At 36.1% G+C, this 16354-nt stretch carries 19 protein-coding genes and 2 pseudogenes; 3 read left to right on the plus strand and 18 right to left on the minus strand.

Annotated elements, in window-relative coordinates; all coding sequences use genetic code 11:
• Positions 1–127 precede the first annotated feature (127 nt).
• Positions 128–631, minus strand: a complete 504-nt coding sequence (locus C1726_RS05595; protein ID WP_102272261.1) for a DinB family protein — start codon at positions 629–631, stop codon at positions 128–130.
• Between the two features lie 212 nt (positions 632–843).
• Here C1726_RS05595 and C1726_RS05600 point away from each other — a divergent pair, with 212 nt between their 5' ends.
• A complete protein-coding gene (locus tag C1726_RS05600; RefSeq protein WP_102272262.1) occupies positions 844–1788 on the plus strand; it encodes a helix-turn-helix transcriptional regulator in 945 nt (314 codons plus the stop codon).
• Between the two features lie 215 nt (positions 1789–2003).
• Here C1726_RS05600 and C1726_RS05605 read toward each other — a convergent pair whose 3' ends face one another.
• The 11 genes from C1726_RS05605 to C1726_RS05655 all read right to left on the minus strand — a co-directional run bounded on the left by C1726_RS05605 (position 2004) and on the right by C1726_RS05655 (position 9348).
• The gene (locus C1726_RS05605; protein WP_102272263.1) at positions 2004–2687 is read right to left on the minus strand and encodes an alpha/beta fold hydrolase; all 684 of its coding nucleotides are present in this window, start codon (positions 2685–2687) and stop codon (positions 2004–2006) included.
• 35 nt (positions 2688–2722) lie between these two features.
• Complete coding sequence (locus C1726_RS05610) at positions 2723–3307, minus strand: TetR/AcrR family transcriptional regulator (RefSeq protein ID WP_102272264.1); 585 nt, start codon at positions 3305–3307, stop codon at positions 2723–2725.
• Between the two features lie 6 nt (positions 3308–3313).
• Entirely contained in the window at positions 3314–4066 is a 753-nt protein-coding gene (locus tag C1726_RS05615) for an alpha/beta fold hydrolase (RefSeq protein ID WP_102272265.1), read from the minus strand.
• A 400-nt stretch (positions 4067–4466) separates the two neighbouring features.
• Positions 4467–4742 carry a hypothetical protein gene (locus tag C1726_RS05620; protein WP_407642012.1) on the minus strand — a complete coding sequence of 92 codons (276 nt, stop codon included), beginning with the start codon at positions 4740–4742 and terminating at the stop codon, positions 4467–4469.
• Between the two features lie 172 nt (positions 4743–4914).
• Complete coding sequence (locus C1726_RS05625) at positions 4915–5412, minus strand: GNAT family N-acetyltransferase (protein WP_180968109.1); 498 nt, start codon at positions 5410–5412, stop codon at positions 4915–4917.
• Between the two features lie 129 nt (positions 5413–5541).
• A complete protein-coding gene (locus C1726_RS05630; RefSeq protein WP_102272268.1) occupies positions 5542–5994 on the minus strand; it encodes an NUDIX hydrolase in 453 nt (150 codons plus the stop codon).
• 240 nt (positions 5995–6234) lie between these two features.
• Positions 6235–6576: a DUF1801 domain-containing protein gene (locus tag C1726_RS05635; protein ID WP_102272269.1), complete on the minus strand. Its 342-nt coding sequence runs from the start codon at positions 6574–6576 to the stop codon at positions 6235–6237.
• Positions 6577–6625: 49 nt separating this feature from the next.
• Positions 6626–7021, minus strand: a complete 396-nt coding sequence (locus C1726_RS05640; RefSeq protein ID WP_102272270.1) for a VOC family protein — start codon at positions 7019–7021, stop codon at positions 6626–6628.
• A gap of 87 nt (positions 7022–7108) precedes the next feature.
• Entirely contained in the window at positions 7109–7543 is a 435-nt protein-coding gene (locus C1726_RS05645) for a YciI family protein (RefSeq protein ID WP_102272271.1), read from the minus strand.
• A 111-nt stretch (positions 7544–7654) separates the two neighbouring features.
• Positions 7655–8917, minus strand: a complete 1263-nt coding sequence (locus C1726_RS05650; protein ID WP_102272272.1) for an RNA polymerase sigma factor — start codon at positions 8915–8917, stop codon at positions 7655–7657.
• A complete protein-coding gene (locus tag C1726_RS05655; RefSeq protein ID WP_102272273.1) occupies positions 8914–9348 on the minus strand; it encodes a YciI family protein in 435 nt (144 codons plus the stop codon). The genes C1726_RS05650 and C1726_RS05655 overlap by 4 nt, the downstream gene beginning before the upstream one ends.
• 260 nt (positions 9349–9608) lie before the next feature.
• Between C1726_RS05655 and C1726_RS05660 the strand changes: the two genes are divergently transcribed.
• Complete coding sequence (locus C1726_RS05660; protein ID WP_102272274.1) at positions 9609–9911, plus strand: hypothetical protein; 303 nt, start codon at positions 9609–9611, stop codon at positions 9909–9911.
• 568 nt (positions 9912–10479) lie between these two features.
• A pseudogene (locus tag C1726_RS05665) lies at positions 10480–10899 on the plus strand (adenine deaminase C-terminal domain-containing protein); the annotation flags it as partial.
• Positions 10900–11023: 124 nt separating this feature from the next.
• Here C1726_RS05665 and C1726_RS05670 read toward each other — a convergent pair.
• The 6 genes and pseudogenes from C1726_RS05670 to C1726_RS05695 all read right to left on the minus strand — a co-directional run bounded on the left by C1726_RS05670 (position 11024) and on the right by C1726_RS05695 (position 16354).
• Positions 11024–12262, minus strand: a complete 1239-nt coding sequence (locus tag C1726_RS05670; protein ID WP_102272276.1) for an ABC transporter permease — start codon at positions 12260–12262, stop codon at positions 11024–11026.
• Between the two features lie 329 nt (positions 12263–12591).
• Positions 12592–13602 (minus strand): DUF3231 family protein, encoded by a 1011-nt coding sequence (locus C1726_RS05675; RefSeq protein WP_102272277.1) that lies wholly within the window; start codon positions 13600–13602, stop codon positions 12592–12594.
• A 238-nt stretch (positions 13603–13840) separates the two neighbouring features.
• Positions 13841–14527, minus strand: coding sequence for a DUF1963 domain-containing protein (locus C1726_RS05680; RefSeq protein WP_102272278.1), 687 nt, complete (start codon positions 14525–14527; stop codon positions 13841–13843).
• Positions 14528–14540: 13 nt separating this feature from the next.
• Positions 14541–15065, minus strand: a complete 525-nt coding sequence (locus C1726_RS05685) for an RDD family protein (RefSeq protein WP_102272279.1) — start codon at positions 15063–15065, stop codon at positions 14541–14543.
• Positions 15066–15329: 264 nt separating this feature from the next.
• On the minus strand, positions 15330–15704 hold the full coding sequence (locus C1726_RS05690) for a DUF2294 domain-containing protein (RefSeq protein ID WP_102272280.1): 375 nt from the start codon (positions 15702–15704) through the stop codon (positions 15330–15332).
• 109 nt (positions 15705–15813) lie between these two features.
• Positions 15814–16354, minus strand: a pseudogene (locus tag C1726_RS05695) (carbonic anhydrase).

Below are 16354 nucleotides of genomic sequence, written 5' to 3' on the forward strand. Positions count from 1 at the left end.
TACTTAAAAGAGTGATATTCCACAATCTAGCCCTATTGTTGAATAAGATATTTATATAGGTTAGTTTTCTAATCATATCAATAAAAAAGCGTTAATCCTTTTTGGACTACGCTTTCCTTTAGCACCATTAGAGAGGCGGGTTTTCTACCCCAAAATGGACCCACTCTTCTTTTGGCGGTCCATAAACTCCAAATGGTTTCAATCCTGCTTGACGCATAAGAACAGTCATTTGACCGCGATGATGAATCGTGTGCTTGATTAACCCCATTAAAATTTGGGCATTTGTTTCTTTCCTTCCAAATGCTATTTGCACCTCATTCAAGGTTTCGTCTTTCCATTGTTGTTCAATGGCTTTGGCTGCATTTGAACTTACATTTTTAAAGGTTTCGGCAATTTCTTTAGCTGAGATTGGGATATTTTCTGCATTTTTTACTTCTTCCATCTTCAGCCCGAATTCAGCCAAGTATTCTGGCATACATGTTGTTAAATGCCATGCAATTCTCCCTAGTGTACGGCCTTCTGGATAAACTTGCTGTTTTAATGAGTCATCTGTCAAACCATCTAAAACGTTTTGAGTTAATAAAGCTTCCTTGTTCCATTCTTCAATGAAATTTGAAATAGTTACATACATATATGGGTCCCCCACCATTTATTTTCAAAAACCGATAAGAAACGTTGTGCTTCCTCCTGAGTCAATGAAATAAGCTGAACGATTCCTAGTTCTTTTTATAAAGTCTTGTCTTTGTTCTATCTAGACTATCATCCTCCTTATTCTGTATCTATTGGTCATTATATATTATAATAGTGACAACTTTTGTCACTGTTGCTTATTTGGAGGTAGGAATGTCTAAAGCAAAAAGATTAAATGAAATGATCATGATGGTTAATCGAAAGAAAAGATTTACCGTTAGGGAATTAGCAGAAGAGTTTGGAGTATCAAAAAGAACGATTTTAAGAGATTTGCAGGAATTGAGTGAGATGGGGGTACCATTGTACTCAGAAGTAGGTCCCCATGGAGGTTATCAAATCTTAAATGAAAGGATTCTACCTCCGATCGCATTTAATGAGGATGAAGCTGTTTCTATATTTTTTGCCATCCATGCATTAAGACATTATATATCACTTCCTTTTGATATTGAGTATGAGTCAATCATAAAGAAATTTTACTTAAATCTTTCCGGCGATATTAGAGACACCATTGATCAAATGAAAGATCGAGTTGATTTTGAATCTGTACATCAACAGGAAAAAAGCTCATTTTTAAAACAGCTATTGGATGCGGCAATTCAACAGGACATTCTAATTATTAGTTATGAAACAAGTAGAAAAACTAGCGTAAGAAGCATTCAGCCGATTGGTATTTATGCAAATGAAGGAAAGTGGTATTGTCCATCTTATTGTTTTCTCAGTAAAGATTATCGAGTGTTCAGATGTGATCGAATAAGGTATGTAGAACGTGATGAAAAAAATGACCCCATTGACCTATCGAATATAAAATTAAGAAATCGTTTTTCAATTCTTAATCAGCATAAAGAAACGATGGAAATATATGTGGAATTGACCAAAAGCGGAGTAGACAAATTCCAATCTGTAAATTGGCCTACTGTCTATTTAAGAAAAAGGGATGATGGATCAGGTTTTATAGAAGGTAGTATTGCTAAACATGATATTACCTTTTTATCAAATTACTTTATCGGATATGGAGAAAATGCGATTATTAAGGAGCCTTTTGAATTAATTGAACGTACAAAAGAAATATTAAACAAAGTATTAAATCAGTATAGCTAATTCATTTCCAAAATTATATTTATAATACAAGTAAATTCACAAAAGAAGAGCTTGGACTTATCAAGCTCTTACTCATTTTTTTCCTTCTTTTTCAAATTCAAATTGCCTCGCCAGTGTGATAAAGTGTCTCCACTCTTGTAGAAACACACTCGATTGCGGAACATGCGATCTATTATTCACCTAGTGACTAGACCATTGGTCGGCTGGTCAATGTATTAAGTAAACTTTTGTACAGCATCCAAAAAGGCTGAGAGATTATCATCATGCACAAAGTGCCCAGCATTCTCTATCGACACGAATTCGCCATTCGGAATAAGCCTTGAAACTTCCTGCAATTTATTTTGAGGAATATGACTGGACCCGCCGCCTATTATAAGAGCCGGAGCGATAATATCGGTAAGACGCGCCCACCATTCGGGATTAGGTTCATTAAGCTGCCGCAGAATCGAAGGTACAACCTCCCAATCAAACGGAAGGGAATCCGCCGGTTTAGATGGAATTTCGATTGGCTTGCCCAGAGAAGGAGGAGGGGTGTCTTCAACAATCAACCGTTCTATCCTTGTCGGAAATGCCTCTGCGAATAGATAGGATACTGTACCTCCCATCGAATGGCCCATTAGGGTAAACCTTTCAAAATTCATCGCATTCGCAAAATGCAGCAAGTCATCACACATTAGTTCAAAAGTGTATTTACTAGTTCTCACGCTCCCTCCATGCCCCCGTTGATCTAAAGCTAATACGCGGTAATTTTCTCCTAATCCTGCAGCCACTTGATCCCATGATTCTGCACTTGTTCCCAGAGCGTGAAGTGCAACAATCGGCGGGGAAGAAGGCTCCCCAGTCTCGCGATATTGGAAAATACATCCATTAAATTCTATTTGCTTCACACGTGTTTCCATCTCAAAACATCTCCTTTGTAGGATATTATTTTAGACTAGTTACAAAATTCCCTTATTATCTGCTCCTTTAGTTCTTTTATCGGAAACTTCTGTGGATAGGTGGCTATCATCAACATCATCCCTTGCAGTACAGTAGAAAAATATAGCGATCGTTTTCTCGGATCCTTTTCTCCCATTTGTTCGAATATTTCACACTGCAACTCAAACTGATTAGCATTTTCCTCGATAATACGATAACTGAATTTGATCAACTCTTTATCTTCCCTTGGCTGAGTTTGCAAGTGCAGATAGAATCGATGAACCTCTGGGTTTTTATCGATATTATCAATGGCTCCATTGACTATATATTTTAGCTGCTCACTAGGTGTCTCCAACTTGACTGCTTCTGACATTACTTCAACTACTTCTCTGATTCTGGTCTCGACCATTTCAGCTAGCAACTCTTCTTTTCCTTTGTAATAGCTATAAAGCAACCCTTTCGAAATGCCCGCTTGTTTTGCTATAGCGCTTATAGAAGTAGCGTAATATCCCTGTTTTATAAATAACTCGATAGCAGCTGCGCGAATATTTTCTTTGGATGCTTGGCGAATGCGGTCATTCTCTTCGGGTGTACGTGGCATGTATGTTCAATCCTCCATAAAAGCAATGATTTCATGATATAAATCTTCGGAATGAGTAAGCGGCAACATATGATCAGCATCCTGCATTTCGAGGAAGTGGATGCTTGAAACCTTCCGGAAAAAATCGGCAACCCGATAATTATCTGCCAAGTCCTGATCGCCAATAATAAATAGAGTTTCGGGATTCAATTCTCCTAATCTTTCATATGCTTTCGGCTGGGGCCATTTTATGCAAAAATCAGCAGACCACTTAAGCATACGCTCGAAATGATGTCTAAGCATTTGAACATTCAGTTCTTTTTGCGGACTATTGATAACGACTTGATAAGTTGGTGAATGAAGGGCAAGTTCTAACATCTTACCTATATCAGGTGCAGCTTCTGATATTTTGATATGATACTGTTCAAACTCTTTTGAATACGGGAAGCCAGTCAAGGAAGGAGCAATTAATACAAGTTTTGATACTCTTTCAGGGTAATTTAGAGCGAAATCGGTTGCAATCTGGCCGCCCATGGAATGGCCAATAATCGTTGCCTGATTAAGTTCCAGATCATCCATAAGTGCCAGGACATCTTCAACATAGTTTGCTTGTTTTAAAGGGGATGGTGATTGACCAGCACCTCGGCCATCAAAAGCAATCACTTTATAATTCTTAGATAAAAGGGGGGCTAAAAATGTCCATAGCCTCAAATCAGTTCCACCGCTATGGATAAGAACAACCGGATGACCTTTGCCAGTGATTTCATAATGTAAATCCAATACAACCCCTCCGTTTTTACTGAATTTTCTATTTCATTTTATTATTGAATGAACGGTTAGTCAATAAAAAACACTGTTTAATTTCGAATAATCTGAAATATTATTTTTACCCAAAAAAATTGCCTTAGTGATTAGCGTTCTAAATAAAAAATCGGGCATTACATGGTGGATTTTCTATCTTCGAACAAGCCTGCACAAACTGTCATAAAAAGAAAATGAGCACTAATCCTTGTGCTAGGATCGCGCTCTAAAGAAAAAGCGTAATTCTCGCTTCTGAATTGCGCCTGTAATGGAATTAGCCTAATTTCGGAAGGAATGCACAGTTCCTCCAAGGGATTAACATGAGCAATCCCCCCACTTTTGCAAAATTGACCGAACGTTATTAACTTGAAATTACACACTACGGAGCAAATTCTATTTGACCAGTAAACAATAGGATAATCGTAATTATCCAGAATATAAAGAAAGACGAGGAGAAGATTAAAGATAGAATGGGAATTACATTTTTCTCTGTCTTCTTCACTATTCCGATTACAGATAGTACGCAGCCTAAACCCGTAAGGAAGAATGTTATATAATCCCCTGCTAAATTCCCGACATTTGCTATTCTTGTCGGTGTTACAAAAACAATGAAAATACAAATAACCCCAATAACTAGCGAGGTATAACTAATCATACTGTACTTTTTTGGTACAGTAATTTTGTTTTCCAAATAAACACACCCTTTCTATTGAAATTAAAGTTAAAATCCCCCTAATGAAATTTTCTGATAAACCTGATATAGGATAAGCTTGATGCTGTTAACTTGCCAATTATTAATATGAATCTTACTACAGTCACTCAATCGTTTACTTATTATCTAATGTTTTCATCATATCCCACGAAGTACCATCTATACCAACTTTCACAAATCCCTGACTTTCATACAGACGAAGAGCGAGATTATTTGGATCAACACTTAATGATAATGCAGTGAAACCAGAATCCTTAGCTGTTCTAATCATCTCATTGAAAAGGAGAGTTCCTAGCCCTTGACCTCTATACTCTGGTAAAACAGCCATGGTAAGTACTGGAGTGTTTTTATCAATAAATCCATATGTTTTATTTGTTTCATCAAATAAACGTATCCATATTGCACCAACTGGGGTTTCGCTTGAGTCTGTCGCGATTAAGGCCTTATCCCCCTTTCTCCCCCAATTACTAACATACTTTACTAGCTCAGGCTGGTTTAAAATCTCTCTTGAAGGCTGTACTTCACCTTCTGCAATAAAAATGGCTTGGTAAAGCATTTCCCATAAAAAATCAATATCCTGTTCCGTTTCTGTCCTTATCTTGTATTCAGTCAAGTTCATTGCTCCTTCCTCTATTTTAAAAGCCAATTAAAGAACAGTAGAAGAAATTTGGCCGCTACCTCATAGACAATTCTTCACTTTACTCACAATTCTATTAAAGGTTTTAATTTTATATTCAATTTCCTACTCTATAAGTTTTACAATTCCATCTTTGTACTCAAATAAATAATTTCCCTTCTTTTCTAATAGAACAGGTAAATATTGAGTGACCATTTCAGCGATCCCTAAGTTATTTGGATTCAATATCCAATCAATTTTTTTCCACTCAAGAATCCCTTCTCTCGTTTTTTGTAAGGGTTCGTTTCCGAATGCCCTTTCTACTTCGAACAAATACACATATAACCCATCTTTTTCTTCATCACTTTTTTCCCATGTAATTACACCTTTTGAGTAATATTCGTCTACTTTGATTCCTGTTTCCTCTAAAACCTCACGTTTTGCACCAGCGTCAGCATTTTCGTCAGCTTCAATTTTACCGCCAACCCCGTTCCACACGCCCATAATTGGAGGCTTTTCACGATTCAGCATTAAGATACGGTCATTGCTCTTTAAAAAACATACATTGTATTTAAACATGATTCATCTCCACAATTAAATTGTTTCTTAATGCACTACTTCAACTAAACTGTGCTTTCCCTCTATTACTTCAACAAAAAAAGCGTTAATCCTTGTTCAATTAACGCCACGATTTCTGAAGTTTGTTATTCAAAGACTTCATAATCTCCATTATCTTTTTTAGATAAGACTATTTCTGCATTGAAACCAAAAAACTAAATGATTTATTAACTCAATTAAACCAATGCTGTGTAATAGCCATTAAAGTGAATCTGAAGCCTGGCTGACCAATGACACTAGCTGCTTGGAATCAAACGTATCCCCTTCATGCAGCTTCAGTGTTTTTCTTTCCGGCGGACCACCGAACATTCCTTCAGGAAGTTCAAGCTCGGCAGCATTAAAGATCGTAAAGCTGACCGCATTTTTCGAGGTTGAAATAACAGCAGCGTATTTTCCATTTTTCAAAAAATGGGGCTTCTTATACTGAATACGTTCTTGGACACCCGGTATAGCCTGGTGGACGGCCTCACGTAAATTTGCAGATAGCTCTCCCTGCCATGGTTCTTTTAATGCTTCAATAAAATCGGTTACTTCTGGATTCATTTTGATTACTCTCCTTTTGTAAGTATTGATTTTTTAAAATTTGGATGTTTTACGGTTTGGTTATCATCCACGTAACACCGAATTTATCTACAACTTCTCCATAGTATGCACCCCATGGCTGCAAAGCAAATGGATACTTGTTTTCTCCACCCTCACCAAGCTTGCTATATGCCTCTCTAGCTTCAGACTCATTGTCATAGGTTAAAGCTAAACTGATGCTGCGGCTGCTGGATATCGGTTCAAAGGAATCCGAGATCATTAACATATTCCTTCCAGCTACCACCAAAGACAGATGCATGACTTTATCCTTCATTGCTTCCGGAGATCCAGGTGCATCTCCGAATGTTCTCACTGATAGAACTTCCCCACCGAGTGACTCTACGTAAAAATTCGCCTGACTTCTTGCATCCTCCGACAGTAGATAAGCGTTTAATTGTGCTCCCATTTTTCAACAACCTTTCCAGTTTAATTTGCCTTTCTATCTATACGACGAATATACATGGGTGAAATCGACAAAGGAGAAAACATTTTTTTAAAAATTTTTTAACATGTTGAGTTGATCCTTTAAATCGGTTTCCATGACCAGAGTTCCGGAGTCTCGCAAGAAACTCATATCCTTTTTAAGCTTCCGAACTTCGATTCTACATTCGCCGCGGCCAATCGGAACCGGCATCATCAGAGCCAAATTAAGCGCCTCATCTTCTGAGTTGACATCAATCAGTGTATATTCCGCAATAAGCTCTTGATCTGCTGGAAACGGACCGGCCAGTATGTCTGGCTTTTCACTGTCTGATGGGTACATGATCCTAATCCCGGTTGAACTTGGATCGAGTTCCCCTGCAGAAATGAGGTAACCGGCGCCGGCCAAAGACTTCTTGTACGCAATCATAGCTTCGTTGTGTTCCTGGCTGTAATTTACTCCTGCTTCCGAGTACCCGGTTGCCTTGACAATGAACATAAATTGCATGATTATTCCCTCCTTATAGGAAGATCACTTGAAGGCATGACTCGCTGCCACAACTCTTCCCTTACTAATACGACGATTGTGAAACACTAAAATCGACAATTCGGGGGAAAATTATTTCAATGTGCCAGAATCACATTCAGCTGCTCTTTTTAGTAAAAGTTCTCGTTCGCGCTCATTCCGGGTCATAGATGCAGCGTGTTCAAATTCTTTACGAGCTTCATCGGCCCTTCCAAGCTTCACCAGAAGATCTCCGCGAACACTCGGCAGAAGATGGTATCCTTTTAAGGAAAAATCGGCACTTAGCTCATCAACAATCTGAAGTCCAAAGGCTGGTCCAAAAGCCATAGATACAGCGACTGCCCGGTTTAATTCGACGATTGGCGATGGCATAACTCTCGACAGTGCTTCATAAAGGGCTGCAATCCGAATCCAATTGGTCTCAGCCGCGGTAGGTGCCTTTGCATGACAAGCAGAAATCGCCGCCTGAAGGGAGTAAGACCCGAATGGTCGTCCAAGCTTCTGGCTGCGATCGAGTGCCATTAATCCGCGGCGAATGAGCAATTGGTCCCACGCTGCTCGGTTCTGATCCATGAGAAGGACAGGTTCTCCCCTAGAATTAATCCGTGCCTTAAAGCGAGAAGATTGAATCTCCATTAGGGCGACTAGTCCATGAACCTCTGATTCATATGGTACGATCTCGGCTAGTACACGTCCGAGTCTTAGCGCTTCTTGACAAATGAGAGGACGGATCCATTGATCCCCAGAGGTTGCCGAATATCCTTCATTGAACATAAGGTAAATCACCTCAAGTACGGCGGAAAGGCGATCTTTTAGTTCATCTCCTGCCGGCACCTCAAACGGAATTTTTTTGTCTCTAAGCGTTCTCTTGGCTCGAACGATTCGCTGGGCTATCGTTGCTTCAGCAGCTAAAAAGGATCGTGCAATTTCGTCAGTTGTTAGCCCGCATAACAAACGAAGCGTAAGAGCTACTCTCCCCTCCTGAGGTAACACCGGATGGCAGGTCATAAAGATCAGACGAAGGAGATCGTCACCAAGCTCCCCGTCTAAGGCATCTATGTCATCCTCTGTATATAAATCCGTATTATGGGCAACCTCTGTATACTTCTGATCACGCAGCTTATTTCTGCGAAGAAGATCAATAGCTCGTCGCTTCGCCGCCGTCATAAGCCAAGCACCTGGATTATTCGGAATCCCGTTCTGTGGCCATTGTTCAAGTGCAATCACCAATGCATCATGGGCAAGATCCTCTGCAAGACCAACATCCCGTACCATCCGAGTTAACCCAGCAATAAGCTTTGCGGACTCTATTCGCCATATTGCATCGATGGTTCGATGTGTATCTGACAAACTCACGCTTGATTCTGCTCCTTCACTTGTTTTCGCAGGGCTGTTTCTTTCTCCAGCAATTCTTCATCATTCGTTAATTCTTCAATTTCAAACACCTGTCTTAACTCAATCTCTCCCTGGCCAAATCCATGGGGGTCAGGCATACGAAGCGCCCATTCAATCGCTTCCTCTCTTGATTTAACTTCTATCAATGTATATCCTGCGATTAATTCTTTTGCCTCTGTAAATGGACCATCCATAACTTTTGGTTTCCCGCCAGGTTCCGGGTAAGAAATCCTGATTCCATTTGAGCTGGACATCAGACCATCAGCCGCTAGCAATACCCCGGCCCTAACCAATTCCTCATTATACTTCTGCATGGCATCAAATTGTTCCTGACTAGGCAATACCCCAGCCTCTGAATCTGTAGTAGCTTTGACAATCATCATAAATCTCATATTTTTTACCTCCAATTTTTTCGTGAAGTGACTTAACCGATGTAAAACTGCTGAGTAAGTCCGTTCCTATATATATAACGAATGAAACTTGACCAGATCGACAGCCATCTAAATTTTTTTTAATAAATTTCGACGGCAAGCAGTAAAATTCCTGTCAGTCATAAAAAAGGGTTTCTTTATTAGCCAATCGAATGAAATAAATAGATCAATATAAGACCGTTCTTAATTATGAATTTTTTTAAAATTAAAGGAGTGATTTTTTGAATAGGGTAAAATTGATAATCTTCATGTCTTTGATAATAGTAATTTTATTTTTTTCGCTACATTCAACGCCTAAAATGGCCATAAGAACACATGTATTTTTTATGGGTTATCCAAAGGCTGCTCTTACATCCGAGATTATTGATTATGAGTATCAGAATAATAAATTTAAGGAAAAAGACAGCAGAGGATATACTTTAATAGAACCTCCAATCGAAAAAGCAACGGAAGGTCTTTTAGACACTTATCAAGTAAAAAGGATAGGATTTTTATTTTTCGCTGATTTTATTAAAGACATTTAATAGAATGAAAATATATCGGAAGGGAGCACTAATTGTTGAACAGTACGTTTTTCGTGATCATATTTTTTTCCTTCCTTTCTTCAACTCTAACTAGTAATTGGATATTAAAAATAAAGCAAAATAAATGGTTGGGGATGTTAGTTTCCTTTTGTATAAATTCACTAATTTTATCAGCAGCAGCAATCATTCTCTACAAGTTAGATATTCAAATGTTCCATAAGCAAACAAGAGGACTATACGAGAGTTTAGGGATTTTAGTTTTAGTGTTTTTTATTCCTATTCTCACATTTATCAATTTCTATATCCTTGAATTTGTGAAAAGTAGAATGAGCCACTCGTAAAATTTATACGAATCTCGTTCAACGAACTGGTGTATCGTCCGATAAGTTTTTTCCATGGCTACAAATGAGAACAAGATGGACAAATAAACAACTTAGACAGCAAGTAGAGGTAATAAATGGAGTTGTTACGCCACATATTATTTTAAAAAATGCTACTTATTTAAATCATTATATACATGATTGGATACCTTCAAATATCTGGATTTATAATGATCGAATTGTATATGTGGAGAGTAAATACTCTAGTTAAAGGGTTTGCAACTAGCATTGGAGGATTTGCTAGCTCCTACTCAGGTACTGGAGATATATTAATTTTAGGAAAAAACATATCAGACATGATAACTGCTTATGAAAGAATGAAGAAGATAAATGGTGGCATTGTTTTAGCAGAGGATAATCAAATTGTACATGAGATTCATTTATCTATTTCTGGGATCATGTCATCATTAAATATGGTCGAGTTAATAATTGAAGAAAAGCTTATGATAGAGTTGTTACAAGAAAGAGGTTATAAATATAATGATCCAGCTTTCACCTTGTTATTCTTCTCAGCTACCCATCTGCCTTATATTCGGTTAACACCAAGAGGGCTATATAACGTTAAAAATAATGAAGTGATTAAATCTCCTGAAAAAAGAAATGGATAATTCTACTTGCTGGTTTTAATTAAAGTAGCCCGATATTATAATATATCGGGTTACTAAATTGAGCTTAGCTGTATGAATATGGTTAAAATCTATATGGAGTCTTGAGGGCTTATTGAAATCCACACTATTCTATAAAGACATTTCCTGAGACATTCACTCTCTTTGATACAAAGAAACGTACGAATACATAAACAAATAAACTTCCAATGACAAGATAATATATATTAAAAGCAGAAGGATGGATAAACATAGCGAAATATAGAATAAACAATTGTACATACAATATAACCAAGACAAACTTTAAGAAAGAATCATTTATTTGAGATGTAGAAATAGGGTACAGAAATACAATTTGTTTCATTTCATGTTGTAAAGGAATGACTTGAAATCCGGTGATAAATAAAATGAGGAGATTAAAAATCCAGCCACTTGCTGGTATGGCATAATTAACAAATATACCAATGAAAGTTAGTCTTGAATAAAGGTAAAAGTAATCATTATATCTTACAAATAAGTGTGAGTATAAATATACGAATGTGCTGCTTTGACTATATGGGATACACCTTTTCAGAATCACAGTGAGCAAACGTCTATTCCGAAAAGAACGTTTAAGATTAGGAACATCCATGAAAATATTAATAAATTTAAAATTTCTTAATAAGGCACTTTCTTCTTCAACTATTAGCCACTGCCAATTCAGATTTCTTTTTTTTCCTATAAAATAAATGAAATAAACGAAATTTATACTCATTAAAGCAAGCTCAAAAATCCAGTCATTTTTAAACAAAAAGTAACTCATTAAATAGATTGAAAAAAACCTAATTAACCTATGCAAAACAATTTGCACATGGGTCTTTAGCCATTGTTCAATCCACTTCATTAGAATGTTATAAGAAGCAATCACTGTTATTAAAAAGAAGATTAAAAGATTTAAATTAGATGTGGGTAAAAATAGGGATATTAAAATGGTCATTAAACTAAGCAATTTAATAACATCAATCACAAAACTATATACAAGTGATTTAACAAAATATGACTTTAATTTCACTTCTACTGGCAGCAAAAACATGATATCTGCCCTTTTAATAAATGTACGGACTTTTGTCTGTATTAAAAGGAAGGTTACAAATAGTGATAAGATGAATTCAACAGATATTTGAGGAGGTATCCATTGAAGAAATAAATGAAAATAATAAATAAAGATACTGCCAATGATCAGAAAAAAATAAACAACATTCGCACCAATGATGGAATAGTACCTGAACATTTTTCTATAGAATTCCTGAACCCTTAAACCCCATAATGTTTTTATATCCATTCCTACACCCATACTTTCATGAATCTTCTCAAAAACATTTAACATCCATCTTCACTTAATATATGAATTGCTTTCCCTGCATTCATTTCCTCATATGAGCCATATTTCTTAAAGTCCTTCCACATACCTGTTTACATTTGCTGAGGTACATTAGTTCTCAACCTACATTTATATTAACATAAACTGCCATTTTTTTTCAGAAGCTCCATTCCATTAAGTGACCCTTTTTATGAGGAAGGACGCTCTCCTTTCGTCAGAAAAGCTCCCGTTTACTAAATAATTAATTTATGATACATTTCTTAATTCCTAATGATAAAAAATAAGCCCTTTCTGAATATAATACAGAAGGACTTGAATATGGATTATTATTGATTCTATTCCCTTATTAATTCATCACGATCGGATGCCATTGGAGGCTGTTCCATCCAGCTATTTTTTATCATGATATTTGCTCCATCCTCAGAATACAATTGTATCTCTAAAGAAAGCCTGTTATACATTGAAGCAATATCCCCTCTGGGGCTTTGACTGACAGATGTACCGTAATATCCAACACTCATGGCAATCAAACCACTTGTAAAGAACATCATGAGTTTATCCGAAAATGTATGAGTGGTACTGTTTGTTATTTCTGAATCCCACCCCATCGGTGCAGGCAGTTTACTTTCCTCTAACTTCCCTCTAAATAATCTAATGTGTTTATTCCCAATCTCTAAACCCCTTAAAAAGAATTCTTTTACTTCCTTATCGGTTGCAACCTGGCTAAATCCAGTAAGTGCAGCTACTCCGATGGCATTTCTTTGCAGATTCGCAAACAAATTATCGACTTCCATAGCAACTAACGGTCTTTTTTCTCCAAAAACATCTAACATAAACCATTGCTTTTTTACAAATTTAACCTTCACTAGATTAGGCAGGCTCGGAGATCTAATAAACAATCCTTTGGATAATAATAATTCTGTTGAACGTTTATATAATTCCATCGTTTCGGTAAGGCAGTTCATGTAATAAGTTTTTATATCACTTCTTACAGATGATGCTAGAGCTGCTCCATATAAGGTAAGTCCGACCTTCGACATCTGGTTTATAAAATTTAGCACAAAACTATCAGAATATAACCTAGGAGCAGTTACATCAACATCCTCTTCAAGCCTAAAACCTTGAGGTACTGCATTTTTTTCCTCTGTAAATATAGAAGTAATTATTTTAATGTGAGATTTAGAAAGCTCTAGTGCATATTCGATGATAGGGATAATTTCATTGTCCTCCGCTTTTTCTAAGAAAAAAGTGAGGACACAATTGCTTGCACTATCATTTAAGTATTGCGCCCAAAGCTGAGCAATCTCACCCGCTGTTAACCTTATCTGTGCTTCCCTTTTCTCCATAAGTCACCTCCAAAATTGAAATTCTATATATACCCTCCCCATAAATTACCTCTAATATGTATTGGTGCTCCTATCGATCAACAAGAAAAAGCTGCCTCGTTTGGCAGCTAGTACTTAAAGTGAAAATTATACATCAATTTGTTTTATGATTTTTGCTTGAAATTGTTATTCTATTAAATATAAGCGCTAATCCTTGTTACATAAAAGCGTCCGTTAGTTGAGAAATTTCTATAAAAAACTAATAAAAATCACAGTACACAATCCAATCCTGTTTTTCTGGATTGTAGAAAAAATAGAAACTACCACTATCTACTATATTGAATTGAGCCTTAGAATCAGAACTTATCTGAAATACAAATGGATAATCCTCCCCAAAAGAGACTCCACTTTGAGTAAATGAAGGATATCCTCCAACTTTATGAGTAGAATATATTTTTTCTACAATATCTTCGTAATACTCTATGCCATGCTCTGATTCAAGTCGTAATATTGCATTTTCAATTTCGGGATCAAAGCTATCAGAATCTTCCCAGGAAGGTGTGTCATTATCAATCAATAAAGGAGTTAATGGAAAAGGTTTTATCTTTGAAGATTGTTGATTGATCTTTTGTATTTCATCTAGATTTGAATAACCATTTATCTTAAAAAATGAAACCAAATTATCCATATTTAGATTATTAAAAACATCAAAATCCATATAAATTGTTAATAATTGATAGCCCGTTAATTCCTTGGGTACATAGGGTAATTCATTTAAAAATAGTGTGCAAATGGGGTCAAAATTGGACGGCATAGTTTCTCCTTCTTTTCCCCATACAACCTTGCCAATCCAACTTTCACCTAATTCCTCTGTTGGTCGGATTCCACCTGTTTGAAAGATTGTAGCTTGTTTAAATAATGCCTCTTTCATTTGAGAAATATTCAATAAAATCTTCTCCCTAAACTTTTGTTGTTTCTGATACTTCGATGCCCGTCCAAATATCTGTAAAAGTTTTCTTTCCCTTTGTTAGGAAGAACACGGCACCATCTATCAATAAATAAATTATGTAAATAAAAATAGTTACTAATAGATACCTGTAGCCCTTGTCATTTGCAAAATGGTAAGCAAATAAGAAGATAAATAAACCTGCTATTCCATTTCTTATAAACCACCACGTAAACAATCTAATTTTACTAGTATTCTCCAATATTAAACCGTTAAATTTGTAGCCCCATGTTAAGGTTAATTTTAAATTGGCTCCTAGTGATGTAACCATAAACACCAAAGTTCCCAACAGCAGCATGCCATTCATGATTACAGATAATATTGGATTCCATGTATCTCCGTCACTTGCAACGAAAGGCAAAAATAGTAAAGCTATTATTGCTAAAATAATAAATGTTAGGATTGAAAAAATTACACAGATAGCTATTGAAATAAAAAAGTCTATGACATATCCAAATATACGTTTTCTTATCTTCACTTTATTACCTCCTCTATCTATTTTACGATAAGACTCGGTTAAAAAAAGAGATTTCTTCACAAAATGTTTTTCAACACTCTAGCCCTAAAATGGAAAAAGCACTGTTCCTTGCCACAGGAAAGCGCCGTCCAAAAAAATTCCTTCAATATAAACATTAAAATAATCAATAAGTTTCAGCCCTAAATTTAGCTCGGATAGTTATTGCTTACATTATGTTATCGTATTCTTTTACTGACATATTCTAATAATCAAGGTGTCCTTTCATTATTCTTTACAAAATAGACTTTTCTCAAGATCATTAAAAAGTTTAAACACCATCAATCGTTCCCCTGTACGAGAGCTAATATCCGTATGGAAGCTTTTAACTTTTTCCCCCGTTATATTTAATACTATATTCTTAAGATCTTCTATACCTGATTCAACTAATTCCGAACGTGTTTTTTTTATGGTTAACAGCCCTTCTTTCGTTTCACAAACGGTATATTCAGCTGGTGTTAAAATCCCTTGTAAAACCACTATGATCATATCCCGTAATATGTCCGTTTTAACGGATACAGACCCACGTCCAAGAAAGTCCTTTTCCCATTGAGTGATTGTCTTACTTATCTCAGATTCATAAGAACCTTTAGATATTTTCATATACTATACATCTCCTATAAAACAAAAAAAATATTCTATTCCATATTCTTTTTAATTTCTAAAATGATATTCATCTTTATAACGTTGAGTGCCGCCGTAAATATTACATTTAAATGAATGACAAATGATGATCAGGTAAGGTTTGACGCTGTTTCAAAAGTAGAAACCTCAATAACTGAGGGTTTTCCATCCTTATTATTAACTATTAACCCACGAACTTTAATATGCGGCGGCACGAATGGATGATGATGAATGATATTAACACATTTCTCGATATTGTCATAATCATTTTCTTTTCCATTTAGCCATTCATTGACCGTATCGCCAGAAAATTCTGGTCTGTTATTTTGAAAAAGATAATCCAATGTTTGTAATTTGTCTTTCATTGAATCAAGTTGAGGAAGTACATTCAATGAGGCTTTTTCCTTATCAGTTGTTCCCACAACAAAGATCTCCTCCACATTATCCTGATAAATCGCTATAATAACAGACCTCATTATATCACCATAGGGATTTGAGATTACAGGACCATAGCATTGTATAATCAGCCTATTTTCCGGTTGAATATTCGTTACATCTTGTAAACTAGACTCTAACCCGTTATCCATATCTATTAAAAATAATGCTTTTTGATTTTTATCTGCATTCAT

It is taken from the genome of Cytobacillus massiliigabonensis, from assembly GCF_900199725.1.
GTDB classification, from domain to species: Bacteria; Bacillota; Bacilli; order Bacillales; family Cytobacillaceae; genus Cytobacillus; species Cytobacillus massiliigabonensis.